Source organism: Aphanothece sacrum FPU1 (genome assembly GCF_003864295.1).
Classification (GTDB): Bacteria; Cyanobacteriota; Cyanobacteriia; order Cyanobacteriales; family Microcystaceae; genus Aphanothece_B; species Aphanothece_B sacrum.
Genome location: NZ_BDQK01000013.1, coordinates 928,258 through 940,000 on the forward strand (window position 1 = coordinate 928,258; position 11,743 = coordinate 940,000).

The window sequence follows — 11,743 nt, forward strand, 5'->3', positions numbered from 1 at the left end:
ATATTGTGACAAAAATATGCTGAGATTTTTTTTGCTGATTATTAATAACTAATGGCTGATTTGCACACAACTCAAGCTAAACTACATTATGATATTAGATTTTTGTTTATAGCAGCACCATGAGCGTAGTTAGCCAAGTTATACTCAAAGCAGACGATCAACTCCGATATCCCAGTAGTGGCGAACTTATGGGTATCCAAAGTTTTTTAAAAACGGGAGAACAGCGTATTCGTATTGCTGAGACTTTCGCCGAAAACGAAAAGAAAATTGTTGACCAAGCTCAGAAGCAGTTGTTTCAAAAACGACCTGACTTCCGCGCTCCTGGGGGTAATGCCTATGGTCAACGCCAGTATAATCAATGTTTGCGTGATTATGGCTGGTATTTGCGTCTAGTGACTTATGGAGTTCTCGCAGGGGACAAAGAACCCATTGAAAAAATCGGGTTAATTGGGGTTAAAGAAATGTATAACTCCCTCAATGTTCCTGTTCCTGGTATGGTAGAAGCAATTCGCTGTCTCAAAGAGGCTGCTTTAGGATTGCTTAATAATGAAGATGCCAGAGAAGCTGCTCCCTATTTCGATTACATGATTCAGGAAATGTCCTAATTTTCAAACAAGTCTTAGAGACGCAAAATATTGCGTCTCTAATTTTTGGGAATGGTGGCGTTGCTGATTGATGCTATGATTTTTATCTCGCGCTCCCGACAAGGCAGCGCGCCCGCATCCTCTCCCGCCGTCGTACGGCGGGAGATTGTCGGGTTGGTCTTGGGGCGGCAGACTGCTATTTTTGTATCCTTAACTCTAATATCGTGTAAATTATAACTGCAATTAAATGCTGATTTATCAAAGCAATAAGGGAGATACCCCTTTGACTACCCCGATCCACCCCACTGCTGTTATTCACCCGAAGGCCGAACTTCATCCTACCGTTGAAGTTGGACCCTATGCTGTGATTGGAGATAAGGTTAAAATTGATGCTCAAACCACCATTGGCCCACACGCAGTTATTGAAGGCCCCACGGAAATAGGGGTCGGAAATCGCATTTTTCCTAGCGCGGTGATTGGGTTAGAACCCCAAGACTTAAAATACAAAGGCGCAGCTAGTCAGGTTAAAATTGGTGATTACAATACTTTTCGAGAGTTTGTTACCATTAATCGCGCTACCCACGACGATGAAGTTACACAGATTGGTAATCATAACCTGCTCATGGCTTATGTCCATGTGGCTCATAATGGTGTTATTGAAGATAATGTCATTATCGCTAATGCCGTCGCTTTAGCGGGTCATGTTCACATTGAATCCAGGGCCGTCATCGGTGGCGTATTAGGTATTCATCAGTTTGTGCGTATTGGTCGCAATGCTATGTTAGGGGGAATGAGTCGTATTGATCGAGATGCACCTCCTTTTATGATGGTTGAAGGCAACCCCTCACGAGTGCGATCTCTTAATTTAGTCGGGTTAAAACGCTCTGGATTAACTTCAGAGGATATTAATCTGCTAAAACAAGCGTTTCGCTTACTCTATGTCTCCAAAATTACCTTTAAAGAGGCGTTAGCTCAACTCGAAACCCTATCAGATAATGAATATGTTCAATATCTCTATCAGTTTCTCCAATCATCCACTACAGGGGAAAAACGACGAGGCCTCATTCCTGGTAAAGTTTAAGCCTATTCCTCATTTTTGAACAAATCTATGCGAATTTTTATCAGTACTGGAGAAGTGTCGGGCGACTTACAAGGAGGAATGTTAGTGGAAGCTCTCTACCGAAAAGCGGCCGCCCAAGATATCCCTTTAGACATTTTAGCTTTGGGTGGCCCTCGCATGGAAGAAGCTGGAGCGAAACTTATGGGCAATACGGCCGCTATCGGTTCTATTGGCATTATGGAGTCTTTACCGTTTATTGTTCCCACTTGGTTGCTGCAACGTCGGGCTAAACAGTATTTACGGGATAATCCCCCTGATCTTCTCATTTTGTTGGATTATATGGGGCCTAATGTGGCTTTTGGTAATTATGCTCGCAAGTATTTCCCCCAAGTACCTATTATTTACTATATTGCTCCTCAATCTTGGGTCTGGTCTCCTAATCAAAAAACTATTGACCAGTTTGCCAGTATCACTGATCTTTTATTGGCAATCTTCCCAGAAGAAGCCCGATTTTTTCAAGAAAATGGAGTATCGGTCAAATGGGTTGGTCATCCCTTATTAGACCGCATGGCTAAAGCTCCTAGTCGAGAATCCGCACGTCTTGCTTTGGGTCTTGACCAAAATCAGACGGTAGTGGCTTTATTTCCGGCTTCTCGTTATCAAGAGTTAAAATTTCATCTACCTTTGATCTGTAAAGCGGCTCAACAATTACAAGAAAAAATCCCTGATGTCCATTTTTTGCTCCCCGTATCTTTAGAGGATTATCGTAATATCATTGAAGCAACTGTTAGTGAATATAAAATATCCCTCACTTTACTTGATGGAGGAGAAGCTCTAAAAGTGATGGCGGCGGCTGATTTTGCCATCGCTAAGTCGGGTACGGTTAATTTAGAATTAGCTTTACTTAATGTGCCTCAATTAGTATTATGTTTGGTTAGTCCTTTAACTATGTGGATTGCTCGTCATATACTTAAATTTTCTATTCCCTTTCTCTCACCCCCCAATTTAATAGTGATGAAAGATATCATACCTGAATTATTGCAAGAGGAAGCCACTCCTGAACGCATTGTTCAAGAATCTTTAGACCTTATTTTAAATACTCAACGCCGTCAAAAAACTTTCGATAATTATCACCAAATGAGACAACTTTTAGGACATGTGGGAGTCTGCGATCGCGCAGCAACCGAAATTCTCCACTTTATAAGTCAGTCCTAAGATGATTAACTAACGCTAATAACCCTAAATGATAACTGTGGGCTCCAAAACCGCTAATTTGACCCACAGCGACAGCAGCAATATAAGAATGATGACGAAATGTCTCCCTTTGATAAATATTGCTTAAATGCACTTCAACTGTAGGAATTTTGACAGCAGATAGGGCATCCCTAATAGCAATGCTAGTATGGGTATAAGCCCCAGCATTGATTAAAATACCCTGGTGTTTTCCTAGTGCCTCATGAATAGAATCCACTAAGACTCCTTCATGGTTAGATTGGACAATAGATATACTAATGCCTAATTCATCTGACTCCTCCCTCAGAAGACAGTTAATGCCCTCTAAGGTCACAGAGCCATAGATCCCAGGCTCACGAATCCCTAATAAATTTAGGTTAGGGCCATGAAGCACTAAGACACTTAGTTCTCTCAAAGCTTGGGTAGACACTGGGGCTGATTTCCCTTATCGACGACGGTGGGGGTCATTGACGGGAATAGGGATTAGCTCAGGTTCTGGTTCCGCTTGAGGTCCGAGTAAGGTTTCAATTAACTTTTGCGCCCATTCTCTGAGCTTTTCTAGCACTTGATCCAAATAGTCCATCAGACAGACTGCTCCTCTGATACGCTTGCTTGTTGGGTAATGCTTGTCAAATCCAGAATAGAATAACTCCAAAAGCTGTCTGTTATATCAGTTCTGACCATGACAATTTTAAGTTTTGACATTCCCACGGGCGAACCTCGCAGGATTCTTGCTTCATCAGGTTTGCTTTGCGACAAACTGAAGTTTATCACTCGTCCAGATTCCCTTCCACAAGCATTTGTTTAAAGTCCACTAACTGTCCGACAGCAGACCTGAAAACTAAGGATTCCTTATAGATATGTTAAGTATAACACAAGGTTTTAAAGATGTACACTAATTAATTAACCTATAGAAATCATTAGGTGTGATCGATGATTCAATCACACCTAAATGTTAAAGGGTTTAACAGATACCCCATTATAAAACTTTTTAAGTGTACAGAATGGATGGGGGTACGGCTTCTAAGCGAATATTCTCAATACAGAGTCAATAAATCTCGCGATCGCTGACTTTCTCTCATTAACTGAGAGTTAAGCTTTCTTGTCCCGTGCTATTATTAATATAAATTACTGTAATGGGTTAAAATTATGACAACCCTAGACCTCACCCCTGAAATAACTTGTCCTCCCACTGACTTATGGAGTGATGAACCCCCCTTGGAAAGCGATTTACACCTACAACAAATTATCTTATTACTCACTTGTCTAGAGTGGCTATGGCAAAATAGAAATGATTATTATGCTTCAGGAAATCTGACCATTTATTACAATGAAAATCAACTAAAAAAAAGAGATTTCTGTGGCCCAGATTTTTTTGTCGTTTTAGACACAGAAAAACGTCCTCGTAAAAGTTGGGTTGTTTGGGGAGAACAAGGAAAATATCCTAATGTTATTGTGGAAATTCTTTCAGATTCTACCGCTAAAATTGATCGGACGGAGAAAAAAAAGTTGTATCAAAATACTTTCCGTACCCCTGATTATTTTTGGTTTGATCCTAATACTTTAGAGTTTCAAGGATTTACCATCATAGGTGGTCAATATCAACCCATTATAGCCAATGAAAAAGGATATCTTTTAAGTGAACAATTAGGTTTATATTTAGGGGTATTTGAGAGAAAATTACGTTACTTTACTCTGGAAGGAGACTTAGTACCTACTGTCCAAGAATCTGCTTTACAAGAAAGATTAGAAAAGGAACAAGAACGATTAGCTAAAGAACAAGAACGATTAGAAAAGGAACAAGAACGATTAGCTAAAGAACAAGCGGAACAACGGGCAGAAATTTTAGCTCAAAAACTCAGAGAATTAGGCATTAATCCTGATGAAATATAAATCAACCTAACCCACAAATAATGGCGGCAATTAACATCTTTGTTCTAATAAAGTTAAGGTTTCTTGTCCCGTCTTTTCCCAACTAAATTTACTTACTTGTTGTAAACTTAAGGTTTTTAAATACACTCGCAAGGTTTCATTTTCAGCTATTTGTTCCATTGCTGCAGTGATTTCTTTAACTTGATAAGGGTCTATTAATATTCCCGCTTCTCCTGCGACTTCGGGTAAAGAAGATATATTTGAAGTAATGACGGCAGTTCCACATCCCATCGCTTCTAATACTGGAAAACCAAACCCTTCCCAGAGAGAAGGAAACACTAAAGCTAAACACTGATTTAATAAAATAGGTAATTGTTCATAAGAAACATAATCAAGAAATTTAACTTGTTTTTCTATACCTAATTCTATCGCTTCTTGTTGCAATTTTGGCGTATATCTTCTATCCGTTGGCCCCGCTAACCAAAGTTCATATTGTTGACAATTTTTAATCTTAGAAAATGCTTCTATTAGACGGGTTAAATTTTTATGGGGGTCATGACGACCTAAATACAAAAAGTAAGGGTTAGATATGGGTTTTGATGTTATCTCTAATGGTTTAAAATGATTAGCATCATAACCTAACAAAATTGGGGTTATTTTTGTAGCAGAAATATTAAAAAAATCACAAATATCTCTCGCAGTTGCTTGGGAATTACAAATAATATGTTCTGCTTGTTTCAGCACTTGAGGAATATAATAACGAAAATAAGGTAATAAGGGAGAATTTCTCTTAGGAAACCGTAAAGGAATTAAATCATGAACCATCACAATAGAACGACATTTTTGAGATAAAGGTAGTTCGGGAACAGGAGAAAATAACAACGAAGCATTGAGTTTTTTATAAATCTTGGGTAACTCGAATTGTGTCCAAAGTAACCGCATTAAATGTCCTTTTGTTCCCTGTGCAGGTGTTAAATTATTAGGAACTAAATAAGTGTTAAAATCTGGGTACTTTTCAGCAGCTAATAAGGTAGGATTAAGAGATTTTAAATAAGGAAATACATTAGCTGCATAGATTGTAATTCCAGTGGGTTTGGATAATAATAATGAAAGATTGATAAGAATATTCGAGTTAACCATTGTGATTATAAAAGGTTTTATTGAACTTGGTTCTACCAGACAAGTTATGCTAAATTATTACAAATGATAGACTTTAACTCTAAAGAGTTAAGCTATATAAACAAAGGTTGCCTACGCAACCTAGAATTTAGTCTGCGCTCGTCGGACGCTTGTTTTTATAGAATAAGGCTTTAGCCTTTTATTAATCATTAGTTTAGCATAGTAAGTCCTGTAGAACCTATTTAATTATGCTCAACTACTTATTAGGCTGTGTAGACAGCCTTAGTTCTTATAGTATCAGGTTTTAACCTGTATATACTTATTGATTTTACTTATAAAATTAACTGATAAGCTTTAATAGTTTCTTTTGCTGTTGTTTTCCAAGAAAATGATTTAGCCCGTTTTTTACCTTTTTCAATTAAATTTTTCCTTAAATTACTATCATTAATAACGCTTAAAATTGTCTCAGCTATCTCAAAATAGTCGTCAGGATTAATCAATAATGCTGCATCCCCAGCAACTTGAGGTAAAGATGAGGTATTAGAGGTAATTACAGGTGTTCCTAATGTCATTGCTTCTAAAATAGGTAAACCAAACCCCTCATAATAAGAGGGATAAATAAAGGCATCCGCTTGATTATAAAATAAGGCGACCATTTCATCTGATAAATAGTCTAAATGTTGAATGTCTTCTTTCCATTTTGATTCTTCTATTTTATCAAAAATTGATTCATATTTCCATCCTTTTTTCCCAATTAAAATTAATTGATGAGGAATTTTGTAAACTTCTTTTAAATAGTTAAAAGCCTCAATTAAATTAATAATATTTTTTCTCGGTTCTAAGGTGCTAACAAATAAAAGATAAGGTTTATCTAAAAAATAATCAATAAAGTCTTTATTCTTATAGAATAAATTAGGGGTTATATAATCCTCAGAATAACGACTCGCTTGGGGAACTATATAAATTTTCTCAGGACTAATATTCAGTAATTCAATGAGATCTTTTTTGGTATTCTCAGAAAAGGTAATCACTAAATCTGTCCATTTTAAACAGCGTTTTATTCTCTCTAAATAACCTTGAACTATGGTAGTAGAATATTCAGGATATTTGAGAAAAGTTAAATCATGAATGGTCATAATTTTATTACTTTTCTGATAGGGATAAACATAATGATCTGTCCCATGAATAATATTAGGTCTGTCTAAATATCGTTCAAAATAAGATAAAATAGGATTAGGATATTTAGCTAACACATTAGCCATTGTTACGGGAATAGGAACTGAAAAAATAGGATCATAAGGTTCTAAACGTTCGGGAATATCAGATTTTTTCAATAACCAATTTTTAACAGAAGGATGAAAATAAACATCAAGTTGAAAGTTTTCTTCTTCTTGTAATTGATACAATGAGTCAATTAAATTTAAGGTATAAACTCCAATTCCAGTTAATTTACCCCTAACAGGTGTCCCATCTACACAAACTTTAAACATTCCTTTTTAAACCATCTCCTTGATTATTTTTTGTATCATACAACCATAGTTATCTAAACAGTGAAATTGCTGATAACTTGTTTGCATGGCTTTTATTTTATCCTTAATTATAGGACTTTTAGACACTTTTATAACAATATCAAAAACTTTTTGCCCTTCTTGCCAATCTATTACTAATTCTGATAAATTATATTTCAATAATTCATAGGCCATCCAAGTATTAGGGGTGACTAAGGAAATTTTACCAGCAATGATCGATTCTGTAAAAATACCGGATGTTCTTTCCCCATAAGCTTCAGCATCATAAGGTAGTAAGATAATATTAGTTAAACAGAACCAACTATGATACTTATCTCTGCTTAAATTATCTTCAACTAACTTGACTTTAAGACCATTTTCTGGTACTTCTAATTTAGATTTTTCAGATGCTATTAAACAAATATTTTGAGTTAATTTAACATCAGAATTTACTAAATTATTAATTACTTCCCATCCCTTTTCTTCTCTGGGGGAACCTGGCCACCAACAGACTATATCATCATTTTCTGTTATACTCATGGAATAACAATCAATATCTGTATGAGGAATAGGCATCACAATAACAGATTCTTCAAAATAATTAGACAAAGATTGTCCTAATAAATCACTATCTGTTAATAACTTAAATCTTCCTTTGGACAGTCTTTTTTTTACTAAGTTATTCAGCCATTTATAAATAAATTTTGTTTTATCTTTATGGGTATCTCGTCGATAAAGTAACCAAACCGATAAATTTTTAGTAGGAACTAAATATAAGGCAATGACTAATGCTAATAATTGTAAATGAATAAATCTTTCTAAAAAAATAATAGATAAATCTGATTGATTAATAACCTTATTTCGTAAATAATTAACAATAGTTATTGACAATTCCCAAGTCTGTTGTATTCTTAAGATTTTTTGCCATCCATTCCCTTCAGCTTCGAGATCATAAGGACTTAAACATTCACACCATTGTGAGGGAATATTATTAAGATTATGATCAGTAGGAATGATAATATTATGTTGCCAACCTATTTTTTTTATAGCTTGATTAACTGCTTGATGATAAGGGATAATGTGACCTTCACCCCCCATTAAATGAGGAATTAATGAAATAAATATCGGTGACGACTTTTGCCCTTCATCTTGACTCATTATTAATTATTTTTGGATTAATTTAACTGTCTCTAATAAAGTCTCAAATACTGGAATTTCTCTAGGATATTTATGTATCTCTTTAACAGTTGTTTTTCCTCTACCTGTTAAGACTAAAATAGGTTGACAATTTCCTCTTATTGAGCATTCTAAATCACTAGGAGCATCTCCAATAAAAAAAGATTCACTCATAGAAATTTGATGTTTTTTTGAGGCTTTTAATAACATTTCTGGGGAAGGTTTACGACACCCACAATTATCTTGAGGATGATGAGGACAGATAAAAATATCGTCAAAATACACCCCAAATTTTTCATATTCTTGACGAATATAAACGTGAACTTTGTCCACATCCTCTAGAGAAAAATAGCCCCGTCCTACCCCTGCTTGATTAGTGATTAAAATAAGTAAGTAGCCCGCATTTTGCCATTGTTTTAACCCATCTCCTGCACCTTCAGGAAAGGTAACTTGTTCGGGCTTACTTAAATAAGGAGAATAGTCAATCACCACTCCATCTCTATCCAAAAATAGAGCCTTTTTAAGAGGTGTGTGAGGACTAAGAGTATTGTTAATTAAATCCACCATTTTTAGACAGCTACTTGCGCTTCTAACCCCGCTTTAGCAAATAATTGAGCTTCAACTTGTTCACAAATACGATGATAAGTCATCAGGTGAATTTCTTGAATGTACGGGGTGTGATATTGTTTGACAAACAGAGGATAATCTGATAACTCTTTGAGCATTCCTCCACCATTACCCGCCATACCAATAGTGATTAATCCTGATTCTCTGGCGGTTTCTAAAGCGCGAATGATATTGGGAGACTTACCCGAAGTAGAAATACCCCAAAGAATGTCTCCAGGTCTTCCTAACGCTTCTACTTGACGAGCAAACACAGTCTCATATTCGTAGTCGTTCGACCAAGCTGTTAGAGTGGCCACGTTGGTTCCTAATGCGATGGCCGGTAAACCCCGACGATGGAGTTGAAATCTCCCCACAAACTCAGCCGCAATATGCTGAGCATCTGCGGCCGAACCACCATTGCCGCAAATTAATAGTTTGTTGCCTTCTTGAAACTGTCTAGCAATTAAACCGATTGTATGCTCAACTGAGCGACAGTATTTAGGACTAAATGCCTCTTCGATGCTTCTTAGCCGATGTTGAATCCAGTAACTCACAGTTCCTCCTCACTTAACCAGCCGGGACAAGTTTTTCTTGCTCCTGCCAGAACCACACTATGGTTTTTGTTAATCCTAATTCTAATGGAGTTAAGTCTAAATTGGGTAAAGATTCCTTAAGTTTGTTAACCACTAAGCATTTAGACTTGGCCCCCACATACCGAGAGGTGTCAAATTGTATCTGGTTAAAGTCGTATCCGACTTGTTCACAGATGAGTTTGGCAAAATGACGAATAGGAAATTCCTCTCCAGCACCGATGTTAATCAGATCATTATCTACGGTTTGGGCTAATTGGATGGCTATTTTAGCAAAATCATCGACAAAGACTAATTCCCGTGATTGGGTTCCGTCTCCCCACAAGATAACAGGTTCTCCATAGAGTTTACCCCGAATAATTTTGCGGATGAGATCAAAAATAAAGTGCATTTGTCGTCCATCGGTATGATACCCCGCTCCATATAAGGTTGAGGGAACCAAACAGAGATATTTTAACCCGTATTGTTTGTTTAAAGCCAATAATCCGGCATAAAGCATCCGTTTAGTCATGGCATAGGTAAACAAGCTGCTAATAGGCATCCCCGTAAGATAATTTTCTTCAACTAGAGATAAGTCGGGATCATAGGCACAACTTGTTCCCATACAGATAAATTTCGCCTGGGGTTGGTATTTTTGCCACCAATTGAGAATATTAGTATTCATCTGTTGATTGATAATCCATTGTTCTCCTGGATGGTACAGACAAAAATCTCCTGCTTGTGTCCAGGCGGCTAGATGATAAATTTGATCGTAAGTAGTATTATTAAAGTTTAGTAAGGAGTCAGATTGAGTCAAATCGCAGTTTTTCGAGTTCAGACGGACTAATTCGTGTCCTTGGGTTTGCAGTTGAGAACAGAGGTTAGTTCCCAGAAAACCGCTTGCACCTGTAATTAAAATTTTCATCGGCAAAGATTCGTATTAGAAATGACAAAATATAATATAGCGTTATTGGTGTGAACTTAACTAAAAATGCTTATTTTTGACTGTCATTGCGAGGGGGGAAATGTTTACTAAATCTTATTCGTAGCGATTACTCCTCCGAAGCAATCTTACTTAATTTGTAGGATGGGTTAGACGGAGATAACACAGGGAATTTACATTAACCTAATTATCCGTCGTAACCCATCAATATCTTATTTACTGTGTTTGGTAATCGCGAGTAAAATTGCGATCGCTAATATTATTGCTGTTGGTGAATTAATGGATTCTTTAGAGGATTAATGCTTGAAATTAGCTTTAGTGATTCTTTTAAACGATCTTTCAAAAAACGAATCAAAGGAAATGAAACCTTAGAAAGAAAGTTTAGATCAAAATTAGAGATATTTAGAGAAAATCCTTACGGTTTCTTAACTCAAGGTGATTTAGCTGCTAATCTTAGGTTAGCTTTATCAACGATTAATAACTTTTTTAATGGAAAAAATGTATTTATCTCTACTGACAACTATTGGCAAAGACTAATTGAAAAACATCCTGATATTGAAAAACTAGAGGAATTAATTAAACAAGTCTTAGCTTCACCAGATGAAATTCGACTAAGTAGAAGTGATCCTAATGTATTACTATTTTATTTATCTCGGAAAAAGAAACGTTGGGTTGTGGCAGTTGCTCGACGTTTAAATGGTGAAGGATTTTTAATTACTGGTTACCAAGCAAATGCAATTAAAGAAGGTGAACAACTATGGCACAGATAAAAGTTTACTATGAACCAGAAACCGAACTTTTAACCTCTGTTAAAAGATAGTCTCTAGTCAAGCTTCGGTTTAGCACAAATCAAACCAAAAACCCCCTAACGTTGTGGATAGAGGGTTTAGGAGAAAGATTAATCCTGGCATCGAGCTATTGTCCCAGTGGGCTACCCCACAAGTATCGTCGCCGCTGCCGCGTTTCACTGCCGAGTTCGGGATGGGGTCGGAGTGGGACCACGGTGCTAGAGACACCAGGAAGTTAGGTGAAAACACCCTCAAGACTGCAGCAACGAGTCAAAAATCTCTGAA

13 protein-coding genes and 1 rRNA gene are annotated in these 11,743 nt (G+C 36.6%); 5 read left to right on the top strand and 9 right to left on the bottom strand.

The genetic code is table 11. The annotated features are described in order from the left end of the window. The first annotated feature begins 119 nt into the window (after positions 1-119). The 3 genes from AsFPU1_RS15165 (at position 120) to lpxB (ending at position 2,859) form a co-directional block, all read left to right on the top strand. Positions 120-605, top strand: coding sequence for an allophycocyanin subunit alpha-B (locus tag AsFPU1_RS15165; RefSeq protein ID WP_124978181.1), 486 nt, complete (start codon positions 120-122; stop codon positions 603-605). A gap of 226 nt (positions 606-831) precedes the next feature. Then, positions 832-1,665 carry an acyl-ACP--UDP-N-acetylglucosamine O-acyltransferase gene (gene lpxA, locus AsFPU1_RS15170; protein WP_124978179.1) on the top strand — a complete coding sequence of 278 codons (834 nt, stop codon included), beginning with the start codon at positions 832-834 and terminating at the stop codon, positions 1,663-1,665. Positions 1,666-1,692: 27 nt separating this feature from the next. Further along, positions 1,693-2,859 carry a lipid-A-disaccharide synthase gene (gene lpxB / locus AsFPU1_RS15175; protein WP_124978177.1) on the top strand — a complete coding sequence of 389 codons (1,167 nt, stop codon included), beginning with the start codon at positions 1,693-1,695 and terminating at the stop codon, positions 2,857-2,859. Here the strand turns inward: lpxB and aroQ are convergent. Further along, complete coding sequence (gene aroQ, locus AsFPU1_RS15180) at positions 2,843-3,307, bottom strand: type II 3-dehydroquinate dehydratase (protein ID WP_124978175.1); 465 nt, start codon at positions 3,305-3,307, stop codon at positions 2,843-2,845. The genes lpxB and aroQ overlap by 17 nt on opposite strands. A gap of 15 nt (positions 3,308-3,322) precedes the next feature. Continuing rightward, positions 3,323-3,460, bottom strand: a complete 138-nt coding sequence (locus AsFPU1_RS22730; RefSeq protein ID WP_172957587.1) for a hypothetical protein — start codon at positions 3,458-3,460, stop codon at positions 3,323-3,325. Positions 3,461-4,026: 566 nt separating this feature from the next. Here AsFPU1_RS22730 and AsFPU1_RS15185 point away from each other — a divergent pair. Continuing rightward, on the top strand, positions 4,027-4,770 hold the full coding sequence (locus tag AsFPU1_RS15185) for a Uma2 family endonuclease (RefSeq protein ID WP_124978173.1): 744 nt from the start codon (positions 4,027-4,029) through the stop codon (positions 4,768-4,770). Positions 4,771-4,800: 30 nt separating this feature from the next. Here the strand turns inward: AsFPU1_RS15185 and AsFPU1_RS15190 are convergent, their stop codons facing one another. The 6 genes from AsFPU1_RS15190 to AsFPU1_RS15215 form a co-directional block, all read right to left on the bottom strand. Continuing rightward, a complete protein-coding gene (locus tag AsFPU1_RS15190) occupies positions 4,801-5,889 on the bottom strand; it encodes a glycosyltransferase family 4 protein (protein ID WP_124978171.1) in 1,089 nt (362 codons plus the stop codon). Between the two features lie 311 nt (positions 5,890-6,200). Further along, positions 6,201-7,358 carry a glycosyltransferase family 4 protein gene (locus tag AsFPU1_RS15195; protein WP_124978169.1) on the bottom strand — a complete coding sequence of 386 codons (1,158 nt, stop codon included), beginning with the start codon at positions 7,356-7,358 and terminating at the stop codon, positions 6,201-6,203. Between the two features lie 6 nt (positions 7,359-7,364). After that, on the bottom strand, positions 7,365-8,534 hold the full coding sequence (locus AsFPU1_RS15200; RefSeq protein ID WP_124978167.1) for a glycosyltransferase family 1 protein: 1,170 nt from the start codon (positions 8,532-8,534) through the stop codon (positions 7,365-7,367). A gap of 6 nt (positions 8,535-8,540) precedes the next feature. Further along, on the bottom strand, positions 8,541-9,119 hold the full coding sequence (locus AsFPU1_RS15205) for a D-glycero-alpha-D-manno-heptose-1,7-bisphosphate 7-phosphatase (protein ID WP_124978165.1): 579 nt from the start codon (positions 9,117-9,119) through the stop codon (positions 8,541-8,543). Positions 9,120-9,121: 2 nt separating this feature from the next. After that, the gene (gmhA, locus tag AsFPU1_RS15210; protein WP_124978163.1) at positions 9,122-9,712 is read right to left on the bottom strand and encodes a D-sedoheptulose 7-phosphate isomerase; all 591 of its coding nucleotides are present in this window, start codon (positions 9,710-9,712) and stop codon (positions 9,122-9,124) included. A 13-nt stretch (positions 9,713-9,725) separates the two neighbouring features. Then, positions 9,726-10,652 carry an NAD-dependent epimerase/dehydratase family protein gene (locus AsFPU1_RS15215; RefSeq protein ID WP_124978161.1) on the bottom strand — a complete coding sequence of 309 codons (927 nt, stop codon included), beginning with the start codon at positions 10,650-10,652 and terminating at the stop codon, positions 9,726-9,728. Positions 10,653-10,969: 317 nt separating this feature from the next. On the opposite strand from AsFPU1_RS15215, the gene AsFPU1_RS23160 reads away from it, so the two are divergent. Continuing rightward, complete coding sequence (locus AsFPU1_RS23160) at positions 10,970-11,440, top strand: cytochrome P450 family protein (RefSeq protein ID WP_227873658.1); 471 nt, start codon at positions 10,970-10,972, stop codon at positions 11,438-11,440. A 132-nt stretch (positions 11,441-11,572) separates the two neighbouring features. Here AsFPU1_RS23160 and rrf read toward each other — a convergent pair. Then, positions 11,573-11,690, bottom strand: a 5S ribosomal RNA gene (gene rrf, locus AsFPU1_RS15225). Between the last annotated feature and the right edge of the window lie 53 nt (positions 11,691-11,743).

Excerpts from the sequence above, each read along its gene's own strand:
- AsFPU1_RS15165 (WP_124978181.1), top strand. The coding sequence starts at position 120 with ATGAGCGTAGTTAGCCAAGTTATACTCAAAGCAGACGATCAACTCCGA.
- lpxA (WP_124978179.1), top strand. The coding sequence starts at position 832 with ATGCTGATTTATCAAAGCAATAAGGGAGATACCCCTTTGACTACCCCG.
- lpxB (WP_124978177.1), top strand. The coding sequence starts at position 1,693 with ATGCGAATTTTTATCAGTACTGGAGAAGTGTCGGGCGACTTACAAGGA.
- AsFPU1_RS22730 (WP_172957587.1), bottom strand. The coding sequence starts at position 3,460 with ATGGACTATTTGGATCAAGTGCTAGAAAAGCTCAGAGAATGGGCGCAA.
- AsFPU1_RS15185 (WP_124978173.1), top strand. The coding sequence starts at position 4,027 with ATGACAACCCTAGACCTCACCCCTGAAATAACTTGTCCTCCCACTGAC.
- AsFPU1_RS15190 (WP_124978171.1), bottom strand. The coding sequence starts at position 5,889 with ATGGTTAACTCGAATATTCTTATCAATCTTTCATTATTATTATCCAAA.
- AsFPU1_RS15195 (WP_124978169.1), bottom strand. The coding sequence starts at position 7,358 with ATGTTTAAAGTTTGTGTAGATGGGACACCTGTTAGGGGTAAATTAACT.
- AsFPU1_RS15200 (WP_124978167.1), bottom strand. The coding sequence starts at position 8,534 with ATGAGTCAAGATGAAGGGCAAAAGTCGTCACCGATATTTATTTCATTA.
- AsFPU1_RS15205 (WP_124978165.1), bottom strand. The coding sequence starts at position 9,119 with ATGGTGGATTTAATTAACAATACTCTTAGTCCTCACACACCTCTTAAA.
- AsFPU1_RS15215 (WP_124978161.1), bottom strand. The coding sequence starts at position 10,652 with ATGAAAATTTTAATTACAGGTGCAAGCGGTTTTCTGGGAACTAACCTC.
- AsFPU1_RS23160 (WP_227873658.1), top strand. The coding sequence starts at position 10,970 with ATGCTTGAAATTAGCTTTAGTGATTCTTTTAAACGATCTTTCAAAAAA.